The organism is Microbacterium sp. Au-Mic1, assembly GCF_021341785.1.
In the GTDB taxonomy this organism is placed as follows: domain Bacteria; phylum Actinomycetota; class Actinomycetes; order Actinomycetales; family Microbacteriaceae; genus Microbacterium.
Genome location: NZ_JAJTTF010000012.1, coordinates 60,176 through 85,257 on the forward strand (window position 1 = coordinate 60,176; position 25,082 = coordinate 85,257).

Here is a 25,082-nt window from a genome sequence, read left to right on the forward strand (position 1 = left end):
GGATCCGGAATCACCCTGGGACTCAGTCTCATTCTGTGCGACACTGAATTTCAGGAAGCGGTACCGGCGCCCGAGCCGGCGGCGCAGCGCGACAACGAGTCAGGCCGAGATCGAAGGAGATCCCATGGTCAGCAGCATGTTCCCCGACGTCGAGATCCCCGCGGTCCCGATCCACGAGTACCTGTTCGGCGACATCTCCGAGCACGACCTCGACCGTGTCGCGCTGGTCGACGGTATGTCGGGAGCGGAGACCACCTACCGCCAGCTCATCGGCCAGATCGATCTCTTCGCCGGAGCACTGGCCGCGCGCGGCATCGGCGTGGGCGACGCCGTGGGGCTGCTCTGCCCGAACGTTCCGGCGTTCGCGACCGTGTTCCACGGGATCCTGCGCGCCGGCGCTACGGCGACCACGATCAACGCGCTCTACACCGCCGACGAGATCGCGAACCAGCTGCGCGACGCGTCCGCGTTCTGGCTCATCACGGTCAGTCCGCTGCTGCCTCAGGCGCAGGCCGCGGCAGAGCAGCTCGGACTGCCCGCCGATCAGGTCATCGTGCTCGACGGCGCAGAGGGGCATCCCTCGCTGCGCGACCTGCTCTCCGAGGGCCACCACGCCCCGGCGATCACGTTCGATCCGGCCACCCATGTCGCGGTGCTGCCCTACTCGTCGGGAACGACCGGGCGTCCCAAGGGCGTGATGCTCACGCACCGCAACCTCGTCGCCAACGTCGCGCAGAGCACCGTCTCGATCGAGCTGAACGACGAGGACCGGATCCTCGCCGTGCTGCCGTTCTTCCACATCTACGGCATGACCGTGCTGCTCAACCTCGCCGTGCGCCTGCGGGCCACGCTCGTCACGATGCCGAAGTTCGACCTGGTCGAGTTCCTGCGCATCATCGCGGAGCAGCGCACGAGCTGGCTCTTCATCGCGCCGCCGATCGCCGTCGCGCTCGCCAAGCATCCGCTCGTTGCTCAGTACGACATGAGCGCGGTCAAGGTCGTCTTCTCGGGCGCCGCGCCGCTGGACGGCGCTCTCGCACACGCGGTCGCGGAGCGGCTGGACTGCACCGTGCGGCAGGGCTACGGCATGACCGAGACCAGCCCCGTCACGCACACGGTCCCGGTGGAGCGCGACGACATCGACCTCTCCTCGGTCGGGCTGCTGATCCCGAACACCGAGGCGCGCCTGCTGTCGGAAGACGGATCCGATGTGGCCGTTCCAGCCGAGGGCGCGAGCGAGCCCGGTGAGCTGCTCATCCGCGGGCCGCAGGTCATGAAGGGCTACCTCAACCGCGCCGACGCCACCGCCGACATGCTGGACGCCGACGGCTGGCTGCACACCGGCGACGTCGCCACCGTGACCGCCGGCGGGGTGTTCCGGATCGTGGACCGTCTGAAGGAGCTCATCAAGTACAAGGGCTACCAGGTCGCGCCCGCCGTGCTCGAGGCCGTGCTGCTCGAGCACCCCGCGATCGCCGACGCCGCAGTGATCGGCGCGGCGGACGAGGACGGCCAGGAGGTGCCGAAGGCCTTCGTGGTGCTGCAGCAGGGCGCCGAGCTCGACGAGGACGGCGTGAAGGCGCACGTCGCTGCGCACGTGGCCCCGCACGAGAAGGTGCGCATGGTGGAGTTCATCGACGCGATCCCGAAGTCCGCCTCGGGCAAGATCCTCCGCAAGGACCTCCGCGCGCGGGCCTGAGCCGCCGAGGGCGAGGGGTCAGGAAGCCGGCTCGGTCGGTTCGACCACCTCGGCCGGCGCACCCTTGGGCGTGTGCCGGAACACGATGTAGTGGTACAGCACGAAGCGCACGACCACGATCACCGCGATGCTGCCGAGGTTGATCAGGTTCACGACGGCCGGGCCCGGGGCATGGCCCGTCGCGCCTTCGACCACCTCGGCGCCGAGCCACACGATGCCCGCCCCGAGCAGGGTGCAGACCAGGTTGACCGCGAGGAAGAGCACGATCTCGGCGACGCGCCCGCGCCGGTCGCGCCCGCGGAACGCCCACTCGCGGTTGCCGATGTAGGCGTTGACCAGGGCGACCAGGCTCGCGGCGATCTTGCCGACGACGAGATCCCACCCGAAGACGAAGACGAAGAGGTTGAACGCCCCGACCTCGATGAGCGTGCTGATGCCGCCGACGATCAGGAAGCGGGTGCCGACTCCCGCCAGACGGCGCAACCGGGAGCGGCGATCCATAGCCCTACTAGAATACCCGGGGGACGGTGCGGCCCAGGACGCCAGCGTGAACCGGGCGGATCCCCGCTCGTCCCCCGCGAAGACTCCGCCGGTGCTGCCGTGGCGCCGACGGGTCCCGCCCCGGCCCGCACGGGCCCTCCAGGAGAAGGCTCGAGGTTCGAGTGCAGTACGCCCATCTGGCCGTCGTGATGCCGGCCTACAACGAGGCCGAGGGCATCGGCGGCTTCATCGACGAGATCCGCACCGCCGTCGCCCCGCTCGCGGAGCGCGTGACCTTCGTCATCGCCGACGACCGTTCCACGGACGGCACCGCCGCCGCCCTGTCCGGCATCGAGGACGTGGACGTGCAGACCCAGCCGGCCAACCGCGGCCACGGTCCGACCGCTCTCGCCGCGTACCGCGCCGGGCTCGCGCTGGCCCCCGATGCCCTCGTGCACGTCGACGGCGACGGACAGTTCCTCGGATCCGAGATCGCGTCCGCCGTCCGCGCCCTGCACCGCACCGGCGCGGACGTCGTGCACGGCGTGCGCCATTCCCGCACCGACGCCTGGTACCGCCGCCTGCTCACCGCCGGCGTGCGCCTGCTCACCGCCGCGGTCGTCGGGCGGGGCGTGCCCGACGTGAACACCCCGCTGCGGGTGTACCGCCCGGAGGCCCTGCAGATCCTCGTGAACGCCGTGCCCTCCGATGCCCTCGTGCCGCACGTGCACTTCTCGCTCGCCGAGGTGCGCGCCGGATTCGCCGTGCGCTACCTGCGCGTGCGCAGCATCCCGCGCCGCGGCGCGTCGAGCACGGGCACCATGTGGGGCAAGGTGGCACGCCCGTCCCTGCCGCCCAAGAAGCTCGTGCTGTTCGCGCTCCGCGCGCTGCGCGAGGCGTGGATGTGGTCGCTGCGCCCGGGTGCACCGCTGCGGGCGCTCGAGTTCGAGGGGCTCTCCGCGGCCGCTGCGGCACCGGAGGGATCCGGATCCGCATGACTCGTCGCCTCTCCGGAATCGCGTTCTGGCTCCTGCTCGGGCTGCTCCTGGTCGCGAACGCGATCGTGATGTGGCACAGCCTCACCGCGCTGCGATTCTGGGAGGACGAGGCATTCAACCTCACCGTGCCACGGAACCTGCTGGCAGGCCTCGGCTACACGAGCGACGGCACGCTGTCGGGCTCGACCCTGACACCGTTCGATCCGCGGATCTCCACCGGACCCGTCGTGCTGCTGCCCGTCGCCGGCGTGCTCGCGTTCGGCGTGGACCCGGTGATCGGCGCACGGCTCGTGCCGCTCGCCTACTGGGTGCTGCTGCTCGTGGGGCTCGGCGTGCTCGGCCGCCGCCTCGCCGGACGCTTCGGCTCGCTGGTCGCCGTAGCGCTGCCGCTCGCGTTCAACACGGCCGACAGCGTCTCCCCGATCCAGGGGCCCGCGGATCTGCTCGGCGAGATCGCCGCGGCCGCGCTCATCGTGTGGGCGCTGATCCTGCTGCCGCGCCGTGCGTGGCTCGCGGGGCTGCTGCTGGGGCTCGCCGTGCAGGCGAAGCTGATCGCGCTGCTCGCGCTGCCCGCGTTCGCCGTGGCACTGTTCCTGCTCACGCCCGCCGCGCCGTTCTGGCCGCGCCTGCGCGCGACTCTGCGCCGCAGCGTGGTGCCGCTCGTGCTGGTCGCCGCACCTACGGTGCTGCTGGAGGCGATCGCGCTCGCGTCGATGGGTCTCACCGGATACGCCCGGCACGTGCGCGCGCTGGGCGGGTTCCTGCTCAGCGGCGGTCAGCACATCACGCCGACCACGGTGCCGCAGAAGCTCGGGACGCTGGCCGGATCCTGGTTCCTGCCGTGGTGGCTCGTCGCCGTCGCCGCCGTGCTCGCCGCCGTCGTGATCGCGTGGGCTGCGGTGCCCGCCCGGGGGCCGGCCGACAACGGTGCCGTGTCGGATCCGCATCGCGCCGCAGCCGCAGCCGCTGCGCCTGGGGGCTCCGCGGTACCGGATCCGCATCGCCCGCGCTGGTGGGAGCGGGACCCGCAGCTGCTCGCGCTCGGATTCGGCTCGGCCGTGGGCGTGCTCGCCTTCGTGGGCTGGTGGGCGCAGGCCGCCCAGCTGCCGCTGTGGGTGCGCCACCCCGCGGTCGGCGTGTTCGCGTTCGCCCCGATCCTCGCCGCGATCGCGGTGCGCGCCACGGCCGCGCTGTGGCGGCGGCACGGCACAGCGGCAGCGCCGGGCCTCGCGCGCGTCACGGCCGTCGTCGCAGCCTCTGTTCTGGCCGTGGTGGTGGCCGCCGGCGCCTCCGGTGACACTCTGCGTGCCGTGCAGCCGTCGACGGCTCAGACGCTGGACCAGCAGCGCGCCGCGGTCGCCCCCCTCGCTGCGTGGGTGCGCGAGAACGACGTGCAATGGCTGGCTGCGAAGCCGTGGGGATGGCCGGTGTCGTCGGTGGTGCTGACCGGAGCGCACGTCGGCCTGTTCGACGCCCCCGCGATGCGGCACACCCCGATCCTCACGCCCGAGCCCTGCGCCGGCGGAGCTCCCCTCGTCGCGTCAGCAAGCGCCGGCATCTGCCCCGCTCCCTGACGCGACCTGGATCCGCGCCTCCCTGGCGTCCAGCGCGTCCGTGGTCTCGCCCTCCCGGCCTACCGTCATAGCCGCCCTGCCGCCCTGCCGGAGTACCGCCCTAGCCGCCCTGCCACGCTGTCGCACTACCGCGCTAGCCGCACTGCAGCCCTGCTCGCTGGTCGCCAAACGCCCCTTGCGCGGCCGTGAAGGGGCGCTTGGCGACCAGCGAACAACGTACGGTAGGCACCGGGCCCCGGACGGCGGGCACCTTAAGACCAGCGAACATCAGCCAGCGGGCACCGGGCCCCGGGCACCGGGCACCGGGCACCGGGCGAAGCAACAACGCCACCCCGGCGGGGACGACGAAGCCCGCCGCCCCACAGGGGCGACGGGCTTCGTACGAGCGAGGGACCTTACTCGGCCTTCTCCTCCGCGGCGGCCTCGGCCGGAGCCTCAGCAGCGGCCTCGGTGGCCTCGGCGGCGGGAGCCTCGACGGCCTCCTCCACGACCTCGGTCTCGACGACCTCGGCCGGAGCCTCGGCGGCGGGAGCGGCCTTCTCCGCCTTGGCGGGCTTCGCAGCGGCCTTCTTCACCTTGGGGGTGACGGGCTCGAGCACGAGCTCGATCACGGCCATGGGCGCGTTGTCGCCCTTGCGGTTGCCGACCTTGGTGATGCGGGTGTAACCGCCCTCACGCTCGGCGACGAGCGGCGCGATCTCGGCGAACAGGATGTGCGTCGCCTCCTTGTTGCTGCGCAGCACCGTCAGCACGCGACGGCGCGCGTGCAGGTCGCCGCGCTTGGCGAAGGTGACAAGGCGCTCGGCCAGCGGACGCAGGCGCTTGGCCTTGGTCTCGGTGGTCTTGATCGACTTGTGGACGAACAGCTGTGCAGCGAGGTTCGCGAGCAGCAGACGCTCGTGGGCCGGGCCGCCTCCGAGGCGGGGACCCTTGGTGGGCTTAGGCATTGTTCATACTCCTGGATCGGAAAGGTTCGGGTCAGCAGGCTTCTGCCGGCTGACAGAACGGGTAGGTCAGAAGGACTCGTCTTCGGAGCCGCCGTAGAAGTGGGCGCCGTCGAAACCGGGCACCGAATCCTTCAGCGACAGGCCGAGCGAGACGAGCTTGTCGCGCACCTCGTCCACCGACTTCTGTCCGAAATTGCGGATGTTCATGAGCTGCGTCTCCGAGAGGGCGACGAGCTCGGACACCGTGTTGATGCCTTCGCGCTTGAGGCAGTTGTACGAGCGGACCGACAGATCGAGATCCTCGATCGGCATCGACAGCTCGTTCGAGAGCACGGCCTCGACCGGCGCGGGGCCGATCTCGATGCCCTCGGCCTCGACGTTCAGCTCGCGGGCGAGACCGAACAGCTCGGTCAGCGTGCGGCCGGCCGAGGCGACGGAGTCGCGCGGGATGATCGAGTTCTTGGTCTCGACGTCCAGCACGAGCTTGTCGAAGTCGGTGCGCTCGCCGGCGCGGGTGGCGTCGACGCGGTAGCTGACCTTGAGCACGGGCGAGTAGATCGAGTCGATCGGGATCTGGCCCGCCTCGGCGTACTCGCTGCGGTTCTGCGCCGCGGAGACGTAGCCGCGGCCGCGCTCGATGGTGAGCTCGAGCTCGAACTTGGCGGTCTCGTTGAGGGTCGCGATGACCAGTTCGGGGTTGTGCACCTCGACACCGGCCGGAGCGGAGATGTCCGCCGCGGTGACCTCGCCGGCGCCCGTCTTGCGGAGGTAGGCGGTGATGGGCTCATCACGCTCCGAGGAGACGACGAGCTGCTTGATGTTGAGGATGATCTCGGTGACATCCTCCTTGACACCGGGGATGGTGCTGAACTCGTGGAGGACGCCGTCGATGCGGACGCTGGTCACGGCCGCGCCGGGGATCGAGGAGAGCAGGCTGCGACGCAGCGCGTTGCCGATCGTGTAACCGAAGCCGGGCTCGAGCGGTTCGATGACGAACCGGCTGCGGTTCTCGGAGATCTTTTCCTCGGTGAGAGTGGGACGCTGTGCGATGAGCACTGTGTGTTCCTTTCGATCACGTGCCCGCTATATGACACGTGTGGGTGAGGTCTTGAGTTGTGGAGGAAACGCGGGTGAGGATCCCCGGTCTCGACAGCATCGAGATCCGAGGATCCTCAGAACGCGTCAGACGCGACGGCGCTTCGGCGGGCGGCAGCCGTTGTGCGCCTGGGGCGTCACATCCTGGATCGAACCCACCTCGAGGCCTGCGGCCTGCAGCGAGCGGATCGCGGTCTCGCGGCCGGAACCCGGACCCTTGACGAGGACGTCGACCTTCTTCACACCGTGCTCGGCAGCCTGACGGGCGGCCGACTCCGCGGCCATGCCGGCGGCGTACGGGGTGGACTTGCGCGAGCCCTTGAAGCCCACGCCACCGGACGAGGCCCAGGCGATGACGGCGCCGGACGGGTCGGTGATCGAGACGATGGTGTTGTTGAACGTCGACTTGATGTGGGCCTGGCCCAGCGCGATGTTCTTCTTCTCCTTGCGGCGCGGCTTGCGCGCGGCGGCCTTAGGTGCAGCCATGAAAGTGTTCTCCTATTCCCTGGCCGCTTAGCGGGCCTTCTTCTTGCCGGCGACGGTGCGCTTCGGGCCCTTGCGGGTACGGGCGTTGGTCTTGGTGCGCTGACCGCGGACCGGCAGGCCACGGCGGTGACGAAGGCCCTCGTAGGAGCCGATCTCGACCTTGCGGCGGATGTCGGCGGCGACCTCACGGCGGAGGTCACCCTCCACCTTGTAGGTGCCTTCGATGTAGTCGCGGAGGGCGACGAGCTGGTCGTCGGAGAGGTCCTTGACGCGGATCGACTCGTCGATCTCGGTGGCCTTGAGGATCTCGACCGAGCGGGTACGGCCGATGCCGTAGATGTACGTGAGGGCGATCACCACGCGCTTGTCGCGCGGGATGTCGACGCCGGCAAGACGTGCCATGCGGTGACTCCTGGAGTGTTGTGGAGGTGTGGAGCAGGATCGGTGCCCGGGCCTCCGCCCGAGGTGTCCCCCTTGCGGGTTCTGATCCTGCCTGTTTCAGATATTGAGTTGTGAGATCGCGAGAGATCCGGGCCGGAGCCCGGATGCTCAGCCCTGGCGCTGCTTGTGGCGCGGGTTGCTCTTGCAGATCACCATGACGCGGCCGTGACGGCGGATCACCTTGCAGTGGTCGCAGATCGGCTTGACGCTGGGGTTGACCTTCATGTTGTTTCCTTATCGCTGTCTTCACCGGGCAGGCGCGAACGCCTGGGGTGTTACTTCTCGACCGGTCTAGCGGTAGCGGTAGACGATGCGACCGCGCGTGAGGTCGTACGGAGAGAGCTCCACGACGACACGGTCCTCGGGGATGATGCGGATGTAGTTCTGCCGCATCTTGCCGGAGATCGTTGCAAGGACCTTGTGTCCGTTGCTCAGCTCAACGCGGAACATCGCGTTGGGAAGAGCCTCGGAGATCACGCCCTCGATCTCGATGACACCGTCTTTCTTAGCCATAGCCTCGCTGACGCTTCTGCAGACCGGTCGATCTGCGGTGGGTGGGTGGTGGTGGAACTGTGCGGATCCGGACACGCCGGACCAAGGCGCAAAGCACCAAAGATCTATGGTAGTCCGGATCCGCGGATCCGCAAAATGCGGAGCTGTTACTTCTGCGCGGCGATCGCCTGGATCTTGGCGAGATCGCTCTGCTTGGTCAGATCGAGGCGCTCTCCGTTGATCTCGATCGTCGGCGTTCCCTGGATCTTGTGCGCCGTGGCCTGCGCAGTGGGGAACTTGAAGAAGGTACCGGCCTTGATGGTCGCCTCGGCCTTGTCGGCGCCGACCTGCTTCGCGTAGTCGATCAGCTGCTGGTCGGTGAGACCGGGCGTGTTCTCGGTGGGCTGGTTCTCGAACAGGATGTTGAGGTAGTCCAGGAACTTGTCGGGGTTCTCCTGAGCGACGCTGTAAGCGGCCGCCGCAGCGCGCGACGAGTAGTTCGTGCCCTGCGAGAAGCGGTCGAGGATCGCGATCGGGTGGTACTCGAGCGTGATCTTGTTCTCCTTGGCCAGGTTCTGCAGGTCGGAACCGAACTGGGTCTCGAAGCTCTTGCAGACGGGGCACTGGAAGTCGACGAAGACGGCGACCTTCTCCTTGCCATTGCCGGTGGTGACGGCGCCGGTGTCGGAGTTGATGATCGCGCTCTTCGGAGCGGCACCGGGGTCCGTGGCCTTGTTGTTCAGCCAGACGACGACGCCGACCAGTGCGATGAGCACGGCGACGACTGCGGCGGTGATTCCGATGGCGAACCCGTTGGTCCTGCCCTTGGCAGCGGCCATGTGTGTGTCTCCTTAGTCCAGACCCGCCCGGCGGATCCGCTCAGCTGTGTCTTCCCATTGTGCCGTGCGAAGCCTTTGAGGTCCGTGGGAGCATTCGCCGCGTCGGGCCAGGTCGGGCCGACGAGCCTCGCTAGGCGATCGGCGCGGGGGTGATCCCGAAGGCCGCGAGCCCCGCTGCACCGCCGTCGGCGGCGGTCAGCACCCAGATGCCGTCATCGTGCAGGGCGACGCTGTGTTCCCAGTGCGAGCCGTCGGATCCGTCGGTCGTGGTGACGGTCCAGTCGTCGTCCTCGACGTAGGTCTGATCCGAGCCGGCCGTGACCATGGGCTCGATCGCGAGCACGAGGCCGGGGCGCACCTCGGCGCCGCGGTCGGCCGTGCGGTAGTTGAACAGGCTCGGCGCCTCGTGCATCTTGCGGCCGATGCCGTGTCCGACGTACTCGCGCAGGATCCCGTAGGGCTTCCCGGAGACCGCGGAAGGGCCTGCGGCGAGGATGTGGTCCTCGATGGCCGCGGAGATGTCCCCCAGGTGCCTCGCGGACGCCATCGCGGCGATGCCGGCCCACATCGATCCCTCGGTGACATCGGAGAGCGTCTGACGCGTGCCGACCGCCGCCGCCCCGGACGGGTCCGGGACCACGACGGTGATCGCGCTGTCGCCGTTCCAGCCGCGGAACTGGGCACCGCAGTCGATCGAGACGATGTCGCCGGGCTGCAGGACGCGGGATCCGGGGATGCCGTGCACGACCTGGTCATTGACCGAGATGCAGGTGGTGTGCCGGTAGCCGCGCACGAGCTTGAAGTTCGACTCGGCGCCGCGATCCAGGATCACACGCTCGGCGATCGCGTCGAGCTCCCCCGTCGTGATGCCGGAGCGCACGGCGCCGCGCACCGCGGAGAGAGCCGCACCGGTGATCAGACCGGGCTCGACCATCGCCTCGAGCTGAGCGCGACTCTTGTAGATGGAGCGGCGGAACGCCACGTCAGACCGCAGCCGTGCGCACGAGGCCGCGCGCGCTCAGCGCTGCGAAGACGCGCTCGGTGATCTCGTCCAGGCTGCCGACGCCGTCGATCGTGTCCACGATGCCGCGCGCGCCGTACACGTCGAGGATCGGAGCAGTCTGCTCCTCGTAGATGTCCAGGCGCTTCGCGATGGCATCGGGGGTGTCATCCCCGCGACCCTGCTCGACCGCGCGCACGGTGATCCGGGCGATGCTCTCCTCGCGCGGCACGTCGAGCAGGATCACCGCGTCGAGCGAGGTGCCCTGCTCCCCCAGGAACGCGTCCAGATCCTCGACCTGCGCCGCGTTGCGGGGGTAGCCGTCCAGGAGGAAGCCGGCCTCCGCGTCGGGCTGGGACAGACGGTCGCGCACGAGCGCGCCGGTGAGCTCGTCGGAGACGAGGTCGCCCGCATCGAGGATCGCGGTGACCTGCTTGCCCAGCTCCGTGCCCTCCTTGATGTTGGCGCGGAAGATGTCGCCCGTCGAGACGACCGGGATGCCGTAGGCCTCGGCGATCCGCACTCCCTGCGTGCCCTTGCCGGAGCCCTGCGGGCCCACGATCAGCAGGCGTGCGGTGGAGGTTGCGGATGCCGTCATCGTAGGAGCCCTTCGTAGTGTCGCTGCTGCAGCTGCGCGTCGATCTGCTTGACCGTCTCCAGGCCGACGCCGACGATGATCAGGATCGATGCGCCGCCGAACGGGAAGTTCTGGTTCGCGCCGACCGTGGCCAGCGCGATCAGCGGGATCAACGCGATGATGCCGAGGTAGAGGGATCCGGGCAGCGTGATGCGGGTGAGCACGTAGTCGAGGTACTCGGCGGTGGGACGGCCCGCCCGGATGCCCGGGATGAAGCCGCCGTACTTCTTCATGTTGTCGGCGACCTCGGTCGGGTTGAACGTGATCGCGACGTAGAAGTACGTGAAGCCGATGATCAGCAGGAAGTACGTGATCATGTAGATCGGGTGGTCGCCCTTGACGAAGTACGTCATGATCCAGGTCGCCCACGCCGGCGGCGTCTTGCCGTCCTGCGGGATGTTGAACTGCGCGACCAGCATCGGGATGTACAGCAGCGACGAGGCGAAGATGACCGGGATCACGCCCGCCATGTTCACCTTGATCGGGATGTAGGTGTTGGTGCCGCCGTAGGTGCGGCGTCCGACCATGCGCTTGGCGTACTGCACCGGGATGCGGCGCTGCGACTGCTCGATGAAGACGACCAGGGTCATCACGACGATGCCGACGAGCAGGACGAGCAGGAAGACCTCGAAGCCCTTCGTCTGCATGATGGCCCACATGGCGCCGGGGAAGGTCGCGGCGATCGAGGTGAAGATCAGCAGCGACATGCCGTTGCCGATGCCCTTCTCGGTGACGAGCTCGGCGAACCACATGATCAGGCCGGTGCCGGCCGTCAGCGTGATGATGAGCAGCAGCTGCGCCCACCACACGTCGTTGGTGAGCAGCTGGTTGCACGCCGCGACGCCGGTCTGACCGAACAGCTGGCCGGTGCGCGCGACGGTGACGAGAGTCGTGGACTGCAGCAGCGCCAGCGCGATGGTGACGTAGCGCGTGTACTGAGTGAGCTTGGCCTGGCCGGCCTGGCCCTCCTTGTGCAGCGCCTCGAAGTGAGGGATGACCACGCGCAGCAGCTGGGTGATGATCGAGGCCGTGATGTAGGGCATCACGCCGAGCGCGAAGATCGACAGCTTCAGCAGAGCGCCGCCGGAGAACAGGTTGACGAGCCCGAGCAGCCCCTCGGTGCCGCTGTTCTGCGCGAGGCACTCGGAGACGTTCGGGAAGCTCACGAACGGAGCGGGCACGGTGGATCCGAGGCGGTAGATCGCGATGATCGCGATCGTGAAGCCGATCTTGCGTCGAAGATCCGGCGTGCGGAAGATCCGCGCGATGGCGCTGAACAAAAGCTTGCCTTCCTGAAAAGGGATGACGCCCGACGAGGGACAGTCGATTACCCAGGGTAACGCAAGAGGGGCCGGAGAAATCTCCGGCCCCTCTCGACGGGTGTTACTTGATCGATCCGCCGGCGGCGACGATCTTCTGCTCCGCGGAGCTGGAGACCTTGTCGACCGACACGGTCAGAGCCACGGCGATGTCGCCGTTGCCCAGGACCTTGACCTTCTCGTTCTTGCGGACCGCGCCCTTGGCGACCAGGTCGGCGACGGTCACGTCGCCACCGGCCGGGTAGAGCTCGGCGAGCTTCTCCAGGTTCACGACCTGGTACTCCACGCGGAACGGGTTCTTGAACCCGCGCAGCTTCGGGGTGCGCATGTGCAGCGGCATCTGCCCACCCTCGAAACCGACGCGAACGGTGTTGCGGGCCTTGGTGCCCTTGGTGCCGCGACCGGCGGTCTTGCCCTTGGAGCCCTCACCGCGACCGACACGGGTCTTCGCGGTGTTGGCGCCGGGGACCGGACGCAGGTGGTGCACCTTCAGGACGCCGGGACGGGAGACCGTGGTCTCCTCGGCCTTCTTGGCGGCCGGCTTCTTGGCGGCGGTCTTGGTGGCCGCTTCCTTCTTCTCAGCCATTAGTCGATCTCCTCAACCTTGACGAGGTGAGCGACCGCGCGGACGTAACCGCGGGTCTGGGCATCGTCGGGACGGACGACCGAGTCGCCGATCCGCTTGAGGCCGAGCGAACGCAGCGTGTCGCGCTGGTTCTGCTTCTCACTCACCTTGGACTTGACCTGCGTGACCTTGAGGCGCGCAGCCATCAGGCACCTGCCTTCTGCGCAGCGATGGCGTCGGCCTCTGCGCGGACGAGACGCGCCGGGGCGACCTGGTCGAACTCGAGGCCACGACGCGCGGCGACCGCACGGGGCTCCTCGAGCTGCTTCAGGGCGGCCACCGTCGCGTGCACGATGTTGATCGTGTTCGACGAGCCGAGCGACTTCGACAGCACGTCGTGGATACCAGCGCACTCGAGCACGGCGCGGACCGGACCACCGGCGATGACACCGGTACCGGCAGCAGCCGGACGCAGCAGCACGACGCCGGCAGCGGCCTCGCCCTGCACCGGGTGCGGGATGGTCGACGCGGAGCGCGGCACGCGGAAGAAGTTGCGCTTGGCCTCCTCGACGCCCTTCGAGATCGCGAGCGGGACCTCGCGGGCCTTGCCGTAGCCGACGCCCACGAGACCGTTGCCGTCACCCACCACGACGAGCGCGGTGAAGCTGAAGCGACGGCCGCCCTTGACGACCTTCGACACGCGGTTGATAGTCACCACGCGCTCGAGGAACTGGTTGTCCCCACGGTCGCGGGAGTTGCGGTCGCGGCCGCCCTGACCGCGGTCACGGCCACCACGGCCGCCGCGGCGCTCGTCGCGCTGCGGAGCCTCGGTACCGGCCGCCGTCTCGGCGGGAGCCGTAGCCGTCTCGGTCACTTCGTTCTCCTTGTTGTCACTCACAGTGCCAGACCCCCTTCGCGGGCGCCGTCGGCGATGGCCGCGACACGACCGGCGTACCGGTTGCCACCGCGGTCGAACACGGCCTCCGAGACGCCGGCGGCCTTCGCGCGCTCGGCGACGAGCTCGCCGACCTTGCGGGCCTTGGCGGTCTTGTCACCGTCGAAGCCGCGCAGGTCGGTCTCGAGGGTGGAGGCACTGGCCACGGTGTGGCCCTTGCTGTCGTCGACCAGCTGCACGAAGACGTGGCGGGCCGAACGGGTGACGACCAGGCGCGGACGCGCCTCGGTGCCCTGGATCTTCTTGCGAAGGCGGGCGTGACGACGCGAGCGGGCGTCGGACTTCGTCTTGATAGCCATGGTTACTTACCACTCTTTCCGGCCTTGCGACGCACGACCTCGCCGGCGTAGCGCACGCCCTTGCCCTTGTACGGCTCGGGCTTGCGGATCTTGCGGATGTTCGCAGCCGCCTCGCCGACGGCCTGCTTGCTGATGCCGCTGACGGTGAGCTTGTTGGCGCCCTCGACCGTCAGGGTGATGCCGGCGGGCGGGTCGATCAGGACCGGGTGCGAGAAGCCGAGGGCGAACTCGACCGAGTTGCCCTTCTGCTGCACGCGGTAACCGGTGCCGACGACCTCGAGGCCCTTGGAGTAGCCCTGGGTCACGCCGATGATGTCGTTGTTGATGAGCGTGCGGGTCAGACCGTGCAGCGAACGCGAGGCGCGCTCGTCGTCCGGACGGGTGACGAGAACCTGGTTCTCCTCGACCGACACCTCGATGGGGGAGGCCACGGTGAGCGAGAGCTCGCCCTTCGGGCCCTTCACCGACACCGCACGGCCGTCGACCGAAACGGTCACGCCCGCGGGGATCTCGATGGGAAGTCGTCCAATACGCGACATTTCAGATCACCACACGTAGGCGAGAACTTCTCCGCCCACGCCCTTCTGCTCAGCCTGGCGGTCCGTGAGGAGCCCCGAGGAGGTGGACAGGATCGCGACACCGAGGCCGCCGAGCACCTTGGGGAGCTCCGTCGACTTCGCGTACACGCGGAGGCCGGGCTTGGAGACGCGCTTGATGCCGGCGATCGACCGCTCGCGGTTCGGGCCGTACTTCAGCGAGATGGTGAGGTTCTTGCCGACGCGGGCGTCGGAGATCTCCCAACCCGAGATGTAGCCCTCCTGCTGGAGGATCTCAGCGATGTGGGTCTTCAGCTTGCTCGACGGCAGGGTCACGGAGTCGTGATGCGCCGAGTTCGCGTTGCGCAGACGGGTCAGCAGATCTGCGACCGGGTCTGTCATCGTCATAGTTGTCTTCTTTCGTTCATGAGGTTCCGGCTGCCGTTACACGGCAGACGGCCTGCGATGAGCACGCAATTTTCAATTGTACGTCACGTGCAACACGCCCGAAGACCGGATCCCGAGGAAGCCCCCGGGATCCGGTCTTCAAGACATGGTCTTACGCCTGGACCTCGTCCGACTTGAACGGGAAGCCGAGGTGGCGGAGCAGCGCCCGGCCCTCGTCGTCGTTCTTCGCCGTGGTCACGACAGTGATGTCGAAACCGCGGACGCGGTCGATGCGGTCCTGATCGATCTCGTGGAACACGCTCTGCTCCGTGAGACCGAAGGTGTAGTTGCCGTTGCCGTCGAACTGCTTGTCCGAGAGACCGCGGAAGTCGCGGATACGGGGCAGTGCGAGGTTCACGAGGCGGTCCACGAACTCCCAGGCGCGGTCACCGCGGAGGGTGACGTGCGCGCCGATGGGCTGGCCCTCGCGCAGCTTGAACTGCGCGATGGACTTGCGGGCCTTCGTGACGATCGGCTTCTGGCCGGTGATCTTGGTGAGGTCGTCGACCGCACCATCGATCACCTTGGAGTCGCGAGCCGCCTCACCGACACCGGTGTTGACGACGACCTTGACCAGGCCGGGGATCTGCATGACGTTCTCGTAGCCGAACTCGTCCTGCAGAGCCTTCTTGATCTCGTTGTTGTACTTCGCCTTCAGGCGGGGCTGCACCTTGACAGCGCCCGCGGCGTCAGCAGCCGCCATCAGAGGTCCTTACCGCTCTTCTTCGCGTAGCGCACGCGAACCGTGCGCTTCACGCCGTCCTTGACCTGCTCCTCGACGCGGTGACCGACCTTGGTCGGCTTCTTCGTCTCGGGGTCGACCAGGGCGACGTTCGAGATGTGGATGGGGGCCTCGATGGTCTCGATGCCGCCCGTCTTCGTGCCGCGCTGCGTCTGGCCGACGCGGGTGTGCTTGGTGGCGTAGTTCACGCCCTCCACGATCACGCGGTTCTGCTCGACGAGGACCTCGAGGACCTTGCCCTGCTTGCCGCGGTCGCCGCCCTTTTCCTGCTTGCGGCCGGTGATGACCTGAACCAGGTCACCCTTCTTGATGTTCGCCATGAGTTACAGCACCTCCGGGGCGAGCGAGACGATCTTCATGAACTTCTTGTCACGGAGCTCACGACCGACCGGGCCGAAGATGCGGGTGCCGCGGGGCTCCCCGTCGTTCTTCAGGATCACGGCGGCGTTCTCGTCGAACTTGATGTACGAGCCGTCGGGACGGCGGGTCTGCTTCACGGTGCGGACGATGACGGCCTTGACGACGTCACCCTTCTTGACGTTCCCACCGGGGATCGCGTCCTTGACCGTGGCGACGATGATGTCGCCCAGGCCCGCGTAACGGCGGCTGGAACCGCCGAGCACGCGGATGGTGAGCAGCTCCTTGGCGCCGGTGTTGTCGGCAACCTTGAGTCGGGACTCGGTCTGGATCACTTTGCCTTCTCCAGGATCTCCACCAGACGCCAGCGCTTGGTGGCGCTCAGCGGGCGGGTCTCGTTGATGAGAACGAGGTCGCCGATGCCGGCGGTGTTGTTCTCGTCGTGCGCCTTGACCTTCGTCGTACGGCGGATGACCTTGCCGTACAGCGGGTGCTTCACGCGGTCCTCGACCTCGACGACGATGGTCTTGTCCATCTTGTCGCTGACGACGTAGCCGCGGCGCGACTTGCGGTAGCCACGAGCGTCGGCGTCGCGGACGTCGTGCGAGACGACCTCAGCCTTGGCGGCAGCAGCCTTCTTCTCAGCCATTACTCGGCCTCCTCCTTCGGCGCGTCAGCCTCGTCGGCCTTCTTCGCCTTTGCCTTGGACGCCTTCTTGGCCGGAGCCTCGACCGGAGCGGGCGTCGCACGGATGCCCAGCTCGCGCTCGCGGATCACGGTGTACAGGCGCGCGATGTCGCGCTTGACGGCGCGGATGCGGCCGTGGCTCTCCAGCTGGCCGGTGGCCGACTGGAAACGGAGGTTGAACAGCTCCTCCTTGGCCTTGCGCAGCTCCTCGACGAGGCGCTGGTCTTCGAACGTGTCGAGCTCGGTCACACCGAGCTCCTTGGTGCCGATCGCCATTACGCGTCGCCCTCCTCGCGCTTGATGATGCGTGCCTTGAGCGGCAGCTTGTGAATGGCACGGGTCAGGGCCTCACGAGCGAGTTCCTCGTTGACGCCCGCGACCTCGAACAGGACGCGACCCGGCTTGACGTTGGCGACCCACCACTCGGGGGAACCCTTACCGGAACCCATGCGGGTCTCGGCAGGCTTCTTCGTGAGCGGACGGTCGGGGTAGATGTTGATCCACACCTTTCCACCACGCTTGATGTGACGGGTCATCGCGATACGAGCGGACTCGATCTGACGGTTGGTCACGTAAGCGGGGGTGAGGGCCTGGATCCCGAACTCGCCGAAGGAGACCTTCGTGCCGCCGGTGGCCGCACCATCACGCTTGGGGTGATGCTGCTTGCGGTACTTGACCTTGCGAGGGATAAGCATCAGGCAGACGCTCCTTCTGCGACGGGAGCCTCGTTGCGCGGGCCACGACGGCGGTCGCCGCCACGGTCGTCACGACGGGACTTCGGTGCGTTGGCCTGCTCGCGAGCAAGCTCCTTGTTGGTGAGGTCGCCCTTGTAGATCCAGACCTTCACGCCGATGCGGCCGAAGGTGGTCTTGGCCTCGTAGAAGCCGTAGTCGATGTTCGCGCGCAGCGTGTGCAGCGGCACACGACCCTCGCGGTAGAACTCCGACCGGCTCATCTCCGCGCCGCCGAGGCGGCCCGAGACCTGGATCCGGATGCCCTTGGCGCCGGCGCGCTGGGCACCCTGGAGGCCCTTGCGCATGGCACGACGGAAGGCGACGCGAGCAGAGAGCTGCTCGGCGATGCCCTGAGCGACGAGCTGAGCGTCGGCCTCGGGGTTCTTGACCTCGAGGATGTTCAGCTGGATCTGCTTGCCCGTGAGCTTCTCGAGGTCGCCACGGATGCGCTCCGCCTCGGCGCCGCGGCGGCCGATGACGATGCCCGGACGAGCAGTGTGGATGTCCACACGCACGCGGTCGCGGGTGCGCTCGATCTCGATGTTGCTCACGCCGGCGCGGTCGAGCTGCGTCTGCAGGAGCTTGCGGATCTTGATGTCCTCGGCGACGTAGTCGGCGTAACGCTGACCCGGCTTGGTGGAGTCAGAGAACCACCGGGACACGTGGTCCGTGGTGATGCCGAGGCGGAAGCCGTACGGGTTTACCTTCTGTCCCATTACTTGCTCGCCTTCTCGTTCTTGGCGACCTCAGGGGTGGCCAGCACGACCGTAATGTGGCTCGTGCGCTTCTTGATCTGGAACGCGCGACCCTGGGCGCGGGGCTGGAAACGCTTCAGCGTCGTCCCCTCGTCCACGAAGGCGTTCTTGACGTAGAGGTCCTGCTCATCGAGGAACTCGCCGTCGCGGTCGGCCTTCACCTGAGCGTTGGCGATGGCGGAGTGCACGAGCTTGTAGATCGGCTCGGAGGCGCTCTGCTGCGCGAACTTCAGGATGGCGAGGGCTTCCTGCGCCTGCTTGCCCTTGATGAGGGCGACGACACGACGAGCCTTCTGCGGGGTCACGCGGATGTGCTTCACGCGTGCGACGGATTCGACCATTAGCGGCGCCGCCCCTTCTTGTCGTCCTTCACGTGGCCGCGGAAGGTGCGGGTGGGCGCGAACTCGCCCAGCTTGTGACCGACCATGCTCTCGGACACGAACACGGGGATGTGCTTGCGTCCGTCGTGCACGGCGATGGTGTGTCCCAGCATGGCGGGGATGATCATCGACCGGCGCGACCAGGTCTTGATGACGTTCTTGCTGCCGGCTTCGTTCTGCACGACCACCTTGCGAAGCAGGTGCTCGTCGACGAAGGGGCCCTTCTTAAGACTGCGAGGCATCTTCTCTTACTCCTACTTGCGCTTCTTGCCGGCGTTACGGCGACGCACGATGTACTTGTCGCTTTCCTTGTTGGCGTGACGGGTGCGTCCCTCAGCCTGGCCCCAGGGGGAGACGGGGTGACGTCCACCGGACGTCTTGCCCTCGCCACCACCGTGCGGGTGGTCCACCGGGTTCATGGCGACACCGCGGACGGTCGGGCGCACGCCCAACCAGCGCTTGCGGCCGGCCTTGCCCCAGTTGATGTTCGACTGCTCGGCGTTGCCGACCTCGCCGATCGTCGCACGGCAGCGCGCGTCGACGTTGCGGATCTCGCCCGAGGGCAGACGCAGCTGGGCGTAGGGGCCGTCCTTCGCGACCAGACGCACGGAGGCGCCGGCCGAACGGGCCATCTTCGCGCCGCCGCCGGGGCGGAGCTCGATGGCGTGGATGACCGTACCCGTCGGGATGTTCTTCAGCGGGAGGTTGTTGCCCGGCTTGATGTCGGCGCCGGCACCCGACTCGACGATGTCGCCCTGCTTCAGCTTGTTCGGCGCGATGATGTAGCGCTTCTCGCCGTCGAAGTAGTGCAGCAGCGCGATGCGCGCGGTGCGGTTGGGGTCGTACTCGATGTGAGCGACCTTGGCGTCGATGCCGTCCTTGTCATTGCGACGGAAGTCGATGACGCGGTACTGGCGCTTGTGGCCACCACCGATGTGACGGGTCGTGATGCGGCCCTGGTTGTTGCGGCCACCGGTCTTGCTGAGCGGACGGAGCAGCGACTTCTCCGGCGTCGATCGGGTGATCTCGGCGAAGTCGGCCACCGACGAGCCGCGGCGACCCGGGGTCGTGGGCTTGTACTTGCGAATAGCCATGTTGTGTCCTTATCCCCCGGTCAGTTCACTGCCGTGAAGATGTCGATGGTGCCCGACTTCAGGGCGACGATGGCGCGCTTGGTGTCCTTGCGCTTGCCCGTGCCGAAGCGGGTGCGGCGAGCCTTGCCGACGCGGTTGATCGTGTTGACGCTGGCGACCTTGACATCGAAGATCTTCTCGATGGCGAGCTTGATCTCGGTCTTGGAGGCGCGGGGGTCCACCAGGAAGGTGTACTTGCCCTCGTCGATCAGGCCGTAGCTCTTCTCGGAGACGACCGGCTTCAGGATGATGTCGCGCGGGTCCTTGTTGGCAGCCGCGGCGAGGATGTTGTCGCTCATGCGGAGACCTCCTCGGTTGCGCCGGACTTCAGCGCGACGAACGCGTCGAAGGCCGCCTTGGTGAAGACGATGTCGTCGGAGTTGACCACGTCGTAGGCGTTCAGCTGGTCGAAGTACAGCACGTGCACAGCGGCCAGGTTGCGGACGCTCAGGGCGGTCAGGTCATCCTCGCGGTCGATGACCACGAGGAGGTTCTTGCCCGGGAGCGAGGTCAGGAAGGCGGCGGCCGTCTTGGTGGACGGCTTGCCCTCGATGCCGAAGGACTCGACGACGTGCAGGCGCTCACCGCGGAAGCGGTCGCTCAGCGCACCCACGAGGGCGGCGGCGATCATCTTCTTGGGGGTGCGCTGCGAGTAGTCGCGCGGCTTCGGGCCGTGGACGATGCCACCACCGGTCATGTGCGGCGCGCGGATGGAGCCCTGACGGGCGTTACCCGTGCCCTTCTGCTTGAAGGGCTTGCGACCGGCACCGGAGACCTCACCGCGACGCTTGGTCGAGTGGGTGCCCTGGCGTGCCGCGGCGAGCTGCGCGACGACGACCTGGTGGATCAGCGGAACGTTGGTCTTGGCGTCGAAGATCGCGGCGGGGGCGTCGACCGTACCGGTCTTCTTGCCGCCGGCGAACACGTCGAGCGTCAGAGTGGTGTCAGCCATGGGACTCAGGCACCCTTCACTGCGTTGCGGACGTAGACGATGCGGCCGCGCGCGCCGGGGACGGCGCCCTTGACGAGCAGCAGACCCTTCTCGGCGTCGACGGCGTGCACCGTGAGGTTGAGGACGGTCACGCGCTCGCCACCCATACGACCGGCCATGCGCATGCCCTTGAAGACACGGCTCGGGGTCGACGAAGCACCGATGGAACCGGGCTTGCGGTGGTTGCGGTGCGAACCGTGCGAGGCGGAGACGCCCTTGAAGTTGTGGCGCTTCATGACACCGGCGAAGCCCTTGCCCTTGCTGGTGCCGACGACGTCGACCAGCTGGCCGGCCTCGAAGGTGCCGTCGACCGTGAGCTCCTGGCCCAGGCTGTAGTCGCCGGCGTCCGCGGTGCGGATCTCGGTGACGTGACGACGCGGGGTGACCCCGGCTGCCTCGAAGTGGGCGGTGAGCGGCTTGTTGACCTTGCGCGGGTCGATCTGACCGGCCGCGATCTGCACGGCGTTGTAGCCGTCCTTCTCGGGGGTGCGGATCTGGGTGACCACGTTCGGGGCCAGCTCGATCACGGTGACCGGGATCAGCTTGCCGTTCTCGTTCCACACCTGGGTCATGCCGAGCTTCGTGCCGAGCAGGCCCTTGGAAATCTTTGCGTTGATGTCGACCATCGTGATCCCCTTACAGCTTGATCTCGATGTTGACGTCAGCAGGAAGGTCGAGACGCATGAGCGAGTCAACGGCCTTCGGCGTCGGGTCGACGATGTCGATCAGACGCTTGTGGGTGCGCATCTCGAAGTGCTCGCGGCTGTCCTTGTACTTGTGGGGCGACCGGATGACGCACACGACGTTCTTCTCGGTCGGAAGCGGCACCGGGCCGACGACGGTCGCGCCCGCACGGGTCACGGTGTCGACGATCTTGCGGGCCGACGTGTCGATGACCTCGTGGTCATACGACTTCAGGCGAATGCGGATCTTCTGTCCCGCCATTGTCTGCTCTCTCTCATTAAGCGTCGTACCTGCCCGGACCGGGTGATCCGGGGGCATTGGACGCGCGACGGCGCGTTCTGCGCCTTCGCACTCCTCCTCCTGACCCGTTGCCGGATCCGTTCGAAGGGGCGCACCACTGTTCTGCTGTCAGCCCGGGGCCTTACGACCCGCGGAAGCCGACCCCCGCACATGGCAGGGCCTCGGTGAGGAGGTGTCGGTTGTCTGTTCTGCTGCCCGCGGCCCAGATCCCTGCGTGAAGCACGCCGTCTGTGCACTGCCCTGGCAGTGATCCGGCGCGCATCGGGACGCGCGCCGGAATGTGGAACCTCCATAGTCTACGTGCAGCCCGGGCGTGTCGCAAACTCGGGCGTGTCGCGACGGCGTGTCCGGCGTGTCCCTCCGCGGCGAGGTCGGGCGGCGGCTTCGGGCCCTGGCTTCCCGAGGTGGCTTCCCCGTTCGCTCGCCGGTCCCGAACAGCCCTCTCTCGCTCCTCGCTGGCTCCGGATCGTTCCCTCCCACCGCTCGCTGGTCCCGGATCGTCCCCTCCCCTCGCTCCCTGGTCCCGGATCGCCCCCTCCATACTGTTCGCTGGTCCCCTATCGCCCTTTCGCAGGCCCACAAGGGGCGACACGCGACCAGATCGCACCCTCCCCCGCTCCCTGGTCCCGGATCGCCCCCTCCACACTGTTCGCTGGTCCCCTATCGCCCTTTCGCAGGCTCCCAAGGGGCGACACGCGACCAGCGAGCAGCATTGGACCACTCCCCACAGCTCACGATTCGAACCGGGTATCCACGGATTGCGTGGTCACCGCCCCGCCAGGCGCCGGATGCGAGCATCTTGGATCGCATGCATCCACCACGTCCCGTCCCCGCACACCTCGGCACCTCGTTCACCTTCGCCCAGGGGCGAGCGGCAGGGCTCTCTGCGAAGCAGTTGCGCCGTCCGGATCTGGCCAGCCCGTTCCGAGGAGTGCACACATCCGCGGATCCGCCCGACGACGACCCGGCACCGGATCCGTTCGCGGATCCCGTGGCCACGACCGTGCGAGAACTCGCCATCGCGTACGCGCTGGCTCTGCCACCTGGCGCTCACCTCAGCCACTCCACGGCGGCGGCGCTGCACGGCATCCCGCTTCCCGCGCGGGCGTTCCCGATGGCAGGAAGTCCACTCCGTCCGGTCTCCGAGCGCGTCCAGGTCGAAGCGGCCATTCCTGCACCCGGCAGAGCACCGCGCGGACCGCGGATCCGCGGACATCAGTGCGTCGCTGCGCTCGAGCCGGTGATGTTCGTCGGCGGCCTGCCTGTCGCGACGCCGGCCGCGACCTGGGCGTCGCTTGCCGGCCGCCTCGGCATCGATGAGCTCGTGGCGGTCGGAGACGCGATCGTTCGGATCCCGCGCATCCCGGGGCCGTTCGGTCGCGTGCTGAGTGCACCGCTTGCGACGTTCGACGATCTCGATGCGGTGATCCGAGCGGGCCGGCGTATCGGGATCATGACGCTCCGGGAGGCGCGCACCCTGATCCGCATCGGATCCGCGTCACCCAAGGAGACGGATCTGCGCCTTGCCCTCACGGCAGGTCGGGGCCTGCCCACGCCGACGCTCGACTTCGATGTTTACTCTCGCGGCGCATTCCTCGGCTGCAGTGAGATCGCCTATCCCGACTTCCAGGTCGCCGTCGAGTACGAGGGCGACTATCACCGCACCGACCGCCGGCGCTGGACGAAGGACATCGACAAGTACCAGGCCTACGCCCAGGCGGGTTGGCGTGTCGTGCAGATCACGGCGGAGCACCTCCGCCAGACGGGCGAGCCCGCCCGCCGCGTCCGCGCCGCGCTGCGGCAGGCCGGATGGCGCCCCCGCCTACGATGATGACTCAACTGGCGCCCTACGAGATGCCGACGCAGACAGGCTCCGCTGGTCACAGAATGCGCTTCTGTCGCCGTGGAAGCGACGAACTGCGATCAGCGAGCGGTTTAGGTGCGTTCGGTTGCCGACTTCAGGAGGAGATAGCCGCTTGAACGTGGCAGGACTGCGTTCCTGAGGCGATGGTGATGCCGGCCATCCCATTGCCTACCAGTGTTCCGCCCGAGACTCCCTTGAGCCGAACGCTCATGGTGTTGCCCGAGCCGCTACCCGTCAGAGTGAAGCCGGTGCGCCCGGACTGCGGACCGCTGGGAGTCAACTGGACGCCCCCGACAGGCGCATCGTTCGAGGTGAAGGTGTGACCCGAGGCAAGGGATACCGTGAAGACCACGCCGGCACCGCCACGGCCGCGGCCACCACCGGAACGCTCCAGGCGGCGCCCTTCAGCACCGTGCGGCGGTGAAGCCCCGTCGCGTTCTTCCCCAGAGTCTCGCCCATGATGTCTCCCAGATGGCTTGCGCCTACATCGATCTCGACCGCACCCGGTCCCATCCGGATGCGATAACCAGCGCCCCAGCGCGTCGTGTCCCGAGTTCATGACAGCGCATCGGATCGACGCGACTTCGCGACTTGCCTTCGAGATGACGCAATCAGCCGGATACGCGTCGCGCTCGGCACGGCCCGTCGCCCGCGGGTGGCGGATAGCTGCGCTGCGGCGGAATCGCCCGCCGAATCCGACCGCGCGGCGGGCCGACCGAGTCAGCTCGCGAGCCTGACTCCCAAGCGCACCGCCGACGGCGAGGGCAGCCCTTCGCGCAGCATGGCCCGCGCCAGCGGGGATCCGCCGGAGAACCCGACCCGATGCGCGATCTCATCGATGCTGGACAGGCCGGTGGGATCCTCGCTGAGCAGTCGGACCGCCGCATCCAGCCGTGCGTGCCGCACCTCCCGCGCGATCGTCGTGCCGTGCGCGTGGAACTGGCGCTCCAGCTGACGCACGGACAGGTTCACGGCCTCGGCGATCCGCCGCGAGCCGAGCCGCGGATCCGCGTGCATGCGCATGATCACCGCCAGCGCGCGCCGCATCGGACTGGGCGCCTCCTGCACCGCCTCGACGGTCAGCAGCCGTGCCACCATGTCCCGCACGAGCAGCTCGATGTGCGGATGCGGCACGCCCATCACCTCGCGATCGACCGCGGTCACGACCTCCCCCGCGAACGCGATCACGCCGCTGAGCAGCGTCTCGCCGCCGACCGCGGGACGGGCTCCGGACGGCACGTCCTCCCCCGGCGGCACCGGCACCGTGATCGAGATCAGCTCGCTCGGCCGCAGCACCGCCGCCATCACGGTGCAGTCCGCCATCAGCAGCGCACCGTTCTGCGTCACCTCGAACGGCGTCGATCCCCCGCGCACCGCCACGCGCCCGCGCCGCACGCCGTGCACGGCCAGCATGCCCGGGCCCGCGCTCAGCGACAGCACGCCCCCGGTCGCCCTGGTCAGCCGGATCCGCACGTCGCCGAACTCGCGCTCCAGCCGCTGCGCGGCACCGGCCGGCGACACCGCGGCACCCGACGGTACGGGGCCACCCACTGGCGATGCCGCGGTGCCAGTCGCCGCCCCGGACCCACTCGCCGGCGACACCGCGGACGCGCGTGCGGACAAGGTCGCAGACGAGGGCTCCCCCG

The 25,082-nt window shown here is 68.2% G+C and carries 36 protein-coding genes; 4 read left to right on the forward strand and 32 right to left on the reverse strand.

Translation table 11 applies throughout. The features are described from left to right. The first annotated feature begins 124 nt into the window (after positions 1-124). Complete coding sequence (locus LXM50_RS15315; RefSeq protein WP_233312347.1) at positions 125-1,699, forward strand: AMP-binding protein; 1,575 nt, start codon at positions 125-127, stop codon at positions 1,697-1,699. An 18-nt stretch (positions 1,700-1,717) separates the two neighbouring features. Here LXM50_RS15315 and LXM50_RS15320 read toward each other — a convergent pair whose 3' ends face one another. Further along, positions 1,718-2,200 carry a GtrA family protein gene (locus LXM50_RS15320; protein WP_233312348.1) on the reverse strand — a complete coding sequence of 161 codons (483 nt, stop codon included), beginning with the start codon at positions 2,198-2,200 and terminating at the stop codon, positions 1,718-1,720. Positions 2,201-2,361: 161 nt separating this feature from the next. Here LXM50_RS15320 and LXM50_RS15325 point away from each other — a divergent pair, with 161 nt between their 5' ends. Together LXM50_RS15325 and LXM50_RS15330 are read left to right on the forward strand one after the other, a co-directional pair. Beyond that, complete coding sequence (locus LXM50_RS15325; RefSeq protein ID WP_233312349.1) at positions 2,362-3,177, forward strand: glycosyltransferase family 2 protein; 816 nt, start codon at positions 2,362-2,364, stop codon at positions 3,175-3,177. After that, positions 3,174-4,751 carry a hypothetical protein gene (locus LXM50_RS15330; RefSeq protein WP_233312350.1) on the forward strand — a complete coding sequence of 526 codons (1,578 nt, stop codon included), beginning with the start codon at positions 3,174-3,176 and terminating at the stop codon, positions 4,749-4,751. Before LXM50_RS15325 ends, LXM50_RS15330 begins: the two co-directional genes overlap by 4 nt. A gap of 395 nt (positions 4,752-5,146) precedes the next feature. On the opposite strand, the gene rplQ is transcribed toward LXM50_RS15330, so the two are convergent. From rplQ to rpsJ, 30 genes are all read right to left on the reverse strand, one after another. Beyond that, the gene (gene rplQ / locus LXM50_RS15335; protein WP_233312351.1) at positions 5,147-5,698 is read right to left on the reverse strand and encodes a 50S ribosomal protein L17; all 552 of its coding nucleotides are present in this window, start codon (positions 5,696-5,698) and stop codon (positions 5,147-5,149) included. 66 nt (positions 5,699-5,764) lie between these two features. Further along, entirely contained in the window at positions 5,765-6,754 is a 990-nt protein-coding gene (locus LXM50_RS15340) for a DNA-directed RNA polymerase subunit alpha (protein WP_233312352.1), read from the reverse strand. 126 nt (positions 6,755-6,880) lie between these two features. Next, a complete protein-coding gene (rpsK, locus tag LXM50_RS15345) occupies positions 6,881-7,279 on the reverse strand; it encodes a 30S ribosomal protein S11 (RefSeq protein ID WP_017829189.1) in 399 nt (132 codons plus the stop codon). 27 nt (positions 7,280-7,306) lie between these two features. Next, on the reverse strand, positions 7,307-7,681 hold the full coding sequence (rpsM, locus tag LXM50_RS15350) for a 30S ribosomal protein S13 (protein ID WP_045249906.1): 375 nt from the start codon (positions 7,679-7,681) through the stop codon (positions 7,307-7,309). Between the two features lie 147 nt (positions 7,682-7,828). Then, positions 7,829-7,945: a 50S ribosomal protein L36 gene (gene rpmJ, locus LXM50_RS15355; RefSeq protein WP_005050492.1), complete on the reverse strand. Its 117-nt coding sequence runs from the start codon at positions 7,943-7,945 to the stop codon at positions 7,829-7,831. A 66-nt stretch (positions 7,946-8,011) separates the two neighbouring features. Next, the gene (gene infA / locus LXM50_RS15360) at positions 8,012-8,233 is read right to left on the reverse strand and encodes a translation initiation factor IF-1 (protein WP_017201569.1); all 222 of its coding nucleotides are present in this window, start codon (positions 8,231-8,233) and stop codon (positions 8,012-8,014) included. A gap of 146 nt (positions 8,234-8,379) precedes the next feature. After that, positions 8,380-9,051: a thioredoxin domain-containing protein gene (locus LXM50_RS15365; protein ID WP_233312353.1), complete on the reverse strand. Its 672-nt coding sequence runs from the start codon at positions 9,049-9,051 to the stop codon at positions 8,380-8,382. Positions 9,052-9,181: 130 nt separating this feature from the next. After that, on the reverse strand, positions 9,182-10,033 hold the full coding sequence (gene map / locus LXM50_RS15370) for a type I methionyl aminopeptidase (protein ID WP_233312354.1): 852 nt from the start codon (positions 10,031-10,033) through the stop codon (positions 9,182-9,184). Position 10,034: 1 nt separating this feature from the next. Then, positions 10,035-10,649 carry an adenylate kinase gene (locus LXM50_RS15375; protein WP_233312355.1) on the reverse strand — a complete coding sequence of 205 codons (615 nt, stop codon included), beginning with the start codon at positions 10,647-10,649 and terminating at the stop codon, positions 10,035-10,037. After that, on the reverse strand, positions 10,646-11,968 hold the full coding sequence (secY, locus tag LXM50_RS15380; RefSeq protein ID WP_233312356.1) for a preprotein translocase subunit SecY: 1,323 nt from the start codon (positions 11,966-11,968) through the stop codon (positions 10,646-10,648). The genes LXM50_RS15375 and secY overlap by 4 nt, the downstream gene beginning before the upstream one ends. Before the next feature lie 103 nt (positions 11,969-12,071). Further along, positions 12,072-12,593 carry a 50S ribosomal protein L15 gene (gene rplO, locus LXM50_RS15385; RefSeq protein WP_105686040.1) on the reverse strand — a complete coding sequence of 174 codons (522 nt, stop codon included), beginning with the start codon at positions 12,591-12,593 and terminating at the stop codon, positions 12,072-12,074. Then, positions 12,593-12,778 carry a 50S ribosomal protein L30 gene (gene rpmD, locus LXM50_RS15390; protein ID WP_045249910.1) on the reverse strand — a complete coding sequence of 62 codons (186 nt, stop codon included), beginning with the start codon at positions 12,776-12,778 and terminating at the stop codon, positions 12,593-12,595. The genes rplO and rpmD overlap by 1 nt, the downstream gene beginning before the upstream one ends. Further along, a complete protein-coding gene (rpsE, locus tag LXM50_RS15395; RefSeq protein ID WP_308192534.1) occupies positions 12,778-13,470 on the reverse strand; it encodes a 30S ribosomal protein S5 in 693 nt (230 codons plus the stop codon). The genes rpmD and rpsE overlap by 1 nt, the downstream gene beginning before the upstream one ends. Continuing rightward, positions 13,467-13,826 (reverse strand): 50S ribosomal protein L18, encoded by a 360-nt coding sequence (gene rplR / locus LXM50_RS15400; RefSeq protein WP_267920971.1) that lies wholly within the window; start codon positions 13,824-13,826, stop codon positions 13,467-13,469. The genes rpsE and rplR overlap by 4 nt, the downstream gene beginning before the upstream one ends. A gap of 2 nt (positions 13,827-13,828) precedes the next feature. Continuing rightward, positions 13,829-14,365, reverse strand: a complete 537-nt coding sequence (rplF, locus tag LXM50_RS15405) for a 50S ribosomal protein L6 (RefSeq protein ID WP_233312357.1) — start codon at positions 14,363-14,365, stop codon at positions 13,829-13,831. A 6-nt stretch (positions 14,366-14,371) separates the two neighbouring features. Then, the gene (gene rpsH / locus LXM50_RS15410) at positions 14,372-14,770 is read right to left on the reverse strand and encodes a 30S ribosomal protein S8 (RefSeq protein WP_233312358.1); all 399 of its coding nucleotides are present in this window, start codon (positions 14,768-14,770) and stop codon (positions 14,372-14,374) included. Between the two features lie 151 nt (positions 14,771-14,921). Next, positions 14,922-15,512 (reverse strand): 50S ribosomal protein L5, encoded by a 591-nt coding sequence (rplE, locus tag LXM50_RS15415; RefSeq protein WP_233312359.1) that lies wholly within the window; start codon positions 15,510-15,512, stop codon positions 14,922-14,924. Beyond that, the gene (gene rplX / locus LXM50_RS15420) at positions 15,512-15,871 is read right to left on the reverse strand and encodes a 50S ribosomal protein L24 (protein WP_233312360.1); all 360 of its coding nucleotides are present in this window, start codon (positions 15,869-15,871) and stop codon (positions 15,512-15,514) included. Before rplX ends, rplE begins: the two co-directional genes overlap by 1 nt. A gap of 3 nt (positions 15,872-15,874) precedes the next feature. Next, the gene (gene rplN / locus LXM50_RS15425) at positions 15,875-16,243 is read right to left on the reverse strand and encodes a 50S ribosomal protein L14 (protein WP_045249917.1); all 369 of its coding nucleotides are present in this window, start codon (positions 16,241-16,243) and stop codon (positions 15,875-15,877) included. After that, on the reverse strand, positions 16,240-16,557 hold the full coding sequence (gene rpsQ / locus LXM50_RS15430; RefSeq protein ID WP_233312361.1) for a 30S ribosomal protein S17: 318 nt from the start codon (positions 16,555-16,557) through the stop codon (positions 16,240-16,242). Before rpsQ ends, rplN begins: the two co-directional genes overlap by 4 nt. Continuing rightward, on the reverse strand, positions 16,557-16,871 hold the full coding sequence (gene rpmC, locus LXM50_RS15435; protein WP_045271047.1) for a 50S ribosomal protein L29: 315 nt from the start codon (positions 16,869-16,871) through the stop codon (positions 16,557-16,559). The genes rpsQ and rpmC overlap by 1 nt, the downstream gene beginning before the upstream one ends. After that, complete coding sequence (rplP, locus tag LXM50_RS15440; protein ID WP_184215346.1) at positions 16,871-17,290, reverse strand: 50S ribosomal protein L16; 420 nt, start codon at positions 17,288-17,290, stop codon at positions 16,871-16,873. The genes rpmC and rplP overlap by 1 nt, the downstream gene beginning before the upstream one ends. Then, positions 17,290-18,045 carry a 30S ribosomal protein S3 gene (gene rpsC, locus LXM50_RS15445; protein WP_233312362.1) on the reverse strand — a complete coding sequence of 252 codons (756 nt, stop codon included), beginning with the start codon at positions 18,043-18,045 and terminating at the stop codon, positions 17,290-17,292. The genes rplP and rpsC overlap by 1 nt, the downstream gene beginning before the upstream one ends. Further along, positions 18,045-18,425, reverse strand: a complete 381-nt coding sequence (gene rplV / locus LXM50_RS15450) for a 50S ribosomal protein L22 (RefSeq protein WP_233312363.1) — start codon at positions 18,423-18,425, stop codon at positions 18,045-18,047. Before rplV ends, rpsC begins: the two co-directional genes overlap by 1 nt. Further along, a complete protein-coding gene (rpsS, locus tag LXM50_RS15455) occupies positions 18,425-18,706 on the reverse strand; it encodes a 30S ribosomal protein S19 (protein ID WP_233312364.1) in 282 nt (93 codons plus the stop codon). Before rpsS ends, rplV begins: the two co-directional genes overlap by 1 nt. Positions 18,707-18,718: 12 nt before the next feature. Further along, complete coding sequence (gene rplB / locus LXM50_RS15460) at positions 18,719-19,558, reverse strand: 50S ribosomal protein L2 (protein ID WP_233312365.1); 840 nt, start codon at positions 19,556-19,558, stop codon at positions 18,719-18,721. 20 nt (positions 19,559-19,578) lie between these two features. Beyond that, positions 19,579-19,896, reverse strand: coding sequence for a 50S ribosomal protein L23 (gene rplW, locus LXM50_RS15465; RefSeq protein WP_045249924.1), 318 nt, complete (start codon positions 19,894-19,896; stop codon positions 19,579-19,581). Continuing rightward, positions 19,893-20,549, reverse strand: coding sequence for a 50S ribosomal protein L4 (rplD, locus tag LXM50_RS15470; protein ID WP_233312366.1), 657 nt, complete (start codon positions 20,547-20,549; stop codon positions 19,893-19,895). The genes rplW and rplD overlap by 4 nt, the downstream gene beginning before the upstream one ends. 5 nt (positions 20,550-20,554) lie before the next feature. Next, positions 20,555-21,214 carry a 50S ribosomal protein L3 gene (gene rplC, locus LXM50_RS15475; RefSeq protein ID WP_233312367.1) on the reverse strand — a complete coding sequence of 220 codons (660 nt, stop codon included), beginning with the start codon at positions 21,212-21,214 and terminating at the stop codon, positions 20,555-20,557. A gap of 10 nt (positions 21,215-21,224) precedes the next feature. Next, complete coding sequence (gene rpsJ, locus LXM50_RS15480; RefSeq protein WP_017201594.1) at positions 21,225-21,533, reverse strand: 30S ribosomal protein S10; 309 nt, start codon at positions 21,531-21,533, stop codon at positions 21,225-21,227. A gap of 847 nt (positions 21,534-22,380) precedes the next feature. Between rpsJ and LXM50_RS15485 the strand changes: the two genes are divergently transcribed. After that, positions 22,381-23,403 (forward strand): hypothetical protein, encoded by a 1,023-nt coding sequence (locus tag LXM50_RS15485; RefSeq protein ID WP_233312368.1) that lies wholly within the window; start codon positions 22,381-22,383, stop codon positions 23,401-23,403. 753 nt (positions 23,404-24,156) lie between these two features. Here the strand turns inward: LXM50_RS15485 and LXM50_RS18780 are convergent. After that, positions 24,157-24,957: a helix-turn-helix domain-containing protein gene (locus LXM50_RS18780; RefSeq protein WP_233312369.1), complete on the reverse strand. Its 801-nt coding sequence runs from the start codon at positions 24,955-24,957 to the stop codon at positions 24,157-24,159. Positions 24,958-25,082 lie beyond the last annotated feature (125 nt).

Coding starts and splice junctions, on each gene's coding strand:
- rpsH (WP_233312358.1), bottom strand. CDS start 14,770: ATGACGATGACAGACCCGGTCGCAGATCTGCTGACCCGTCTGCGCAAC.
- LXM50_RS15320 (WP_233312348.1), bottom strand. CDS start 2,200: ATGGATCGCCGCTCCCGGTTGCGCCGTCTGGCGGGAGTCGGCACCCGC.
- rpsS (WP_233312364.1), bottom strand. CDS start 18,706: ATGCCTCGCAGTCTTAAGAAGGGCCCCTTCGTCGACGAGCACCTGCTT.
- rpsK (WP_017829189.1), bottom strand. CDS start 7,279: ATGGCTGCACCTAAGGCCGCCGCGCGCAAGCCGCGCCGCAAGGAGAAG.
- rpsQ (WP_233312361.1), bottom strand. CDS start 16,557: ATGGCTGAGAAGAAGGCTGCTGCCGCCAAGGCTGAGGTCGTCTCGCAC.
- LXM50_RS15375 (WP_233312355.1), bottom strand. CDS start 10,649: ATGACGGCATCCGCAACCTCCACCGCACGCCTGCTGATCGTGGGCCCG.
- rplC (WP_233312367.1), bottom strand. CDS start 21,214: ATGGTCGACATCAACGCAAAGATTTCCAAGGGCCTGCTCGGCACGAAG.
- rplX (WP_233312360.1), bottom strand. CDS start 15,871: ATGGCGAACATCAAGAAGGGTGACCTGGTTCAGGTCATCACCGGCCGC.
- rpmD (WP_045249910.1), bottom strand. CDS start 12,778: ATGGCTGCGCGCCTCAAGGTCACGCAGGTCAAGTCCAAGGTGAGTGAG.
- rplQ (WP_233312351.1), bottom strand. CDS start 5,698: ATGCCTAAGCCCACCAAGGGTCCCCGCCTCGGAGGCGGCCCGGCCCAC.
- rpsM (WP_045249906.1), bottom strand. CDS start 7,681: ATGGCACGTCTTGCCGGCGTCGACATCCCGCGCGACAAGCGCGTGGTG.
- rpmC (WP_045271047.1), bottom strand. CDS start 16,871: ATGGCGATCGGCACCAAGGAGCTCGGTGTGACCGAGCTCGACACGTTC.
- rplW (WP_045249924.1), bottom strand. CDS start 19,896: ATGAGCGACAACATCCTCGCCGCGGCTGCCAACAAGGACCCGCGCGAC.
- rpmJ (WP_005050492.1), bottom strand. CDS start 7,945: ATGAAGGTCAACCCCAGCGTCAAGCCGATCTGCGACCACTGCAAGGTG.
- rplB (WP_233312365.1), bottom strand. CDS start 19,558: ATGGCTATTCGCAAGTACAAGCCCACGACCCCGGGTCGCCGCGGCTCG.
- LXM50_RS15330 (WP_233312350.1), top strand. CDS start 3,174: ATGACTCGTCGCCTCTCCGGAATCGCGTTCTGGCTCCTGCTCGGGCTG.
- rpsJ (WP_017201594.1), bottom strand. CDS start 21,533: ATGGCGGGACAGAAGATCCGCATTCGCCTGAAGTCGTATGACCACGAG.
- LXM50_RS15365 (WP_233312353.1), bottom strand. CDS start 9,051: ATGGCCGCTGCCAAGGGCAGGACCAACGGGTTCGCCATCGGAATCACC.
- rplF (WP_233312357.1), bottom strand. CDS start 14,365: ATGTCGCGTATTGGACGACTTCCCATCGAGATCCCCGCGGGCGTGACC.
- rplP (WP_184215346.1), bottom strand. CDS start 17,290: ATGCTTATCCCTCGCAAGGTCAAGTACCGCAAGCAGCATCACCCCAAG.
- rplD (WP_233312366.1), bottom strand. CDS start 20,549: ATGGCTGACACCACTCTGACGCTCGACGTGTTCGCCGGCGGCAAGAAG.
- rplV (WP_233312363.1), bottom strand. CDS start 18,425: ATGGTCGAATCCGTCGCACGCGTGAAGCACATCCGCGTGACCCCGCAG.
- LXM50_RS15315 (WP_233312347.1), top strand. CDS start 125: ATGGTCAGCAGCATGTTCCCCGACGTCGAGATCCCCGCGGTCCCGATC.
- rplR (WP_267920971.1), bottom strand. CDS start 13,826: ATGGCTATCAAGACGAAGTCCGACGCCCGCTCGCGTCGTCACGCCCGC.
- LXM50_RS15485 (WP_233312368.1), top strand. CDS start 22,381: ATGCATCCACCACGTCCCGTCCCCGCACACCTCGGCACCTCGTTCACC.
- rplO (WP_105686040.1), bottom strand. CDS start 12,593: ATGGCTGAGAAGAAGGAAGCGGCCACCAAGACCGCCGCCAAGAAGCCG.
- rplE (WP_233312359.1), bottom strand. CDS start 15,512: ATGGCGGCTGCTGACGCCGCGGGCGCTGTCAAGGTGCAGCCCCGCCTG.
- infA (WP_017201569.1), bottom strand. CDS start 8,233: ATGGCTAAGAAAGACGGTGTCATCGAGATCGAGGGCGTGATCTCCGAG.
- rpsC (WP_233312362.1), bottom strand. CDS start 18,045: ATGGGACAGAAGGTAAACCCGTACGGCTTCCGCCTCGGCATCACCACG.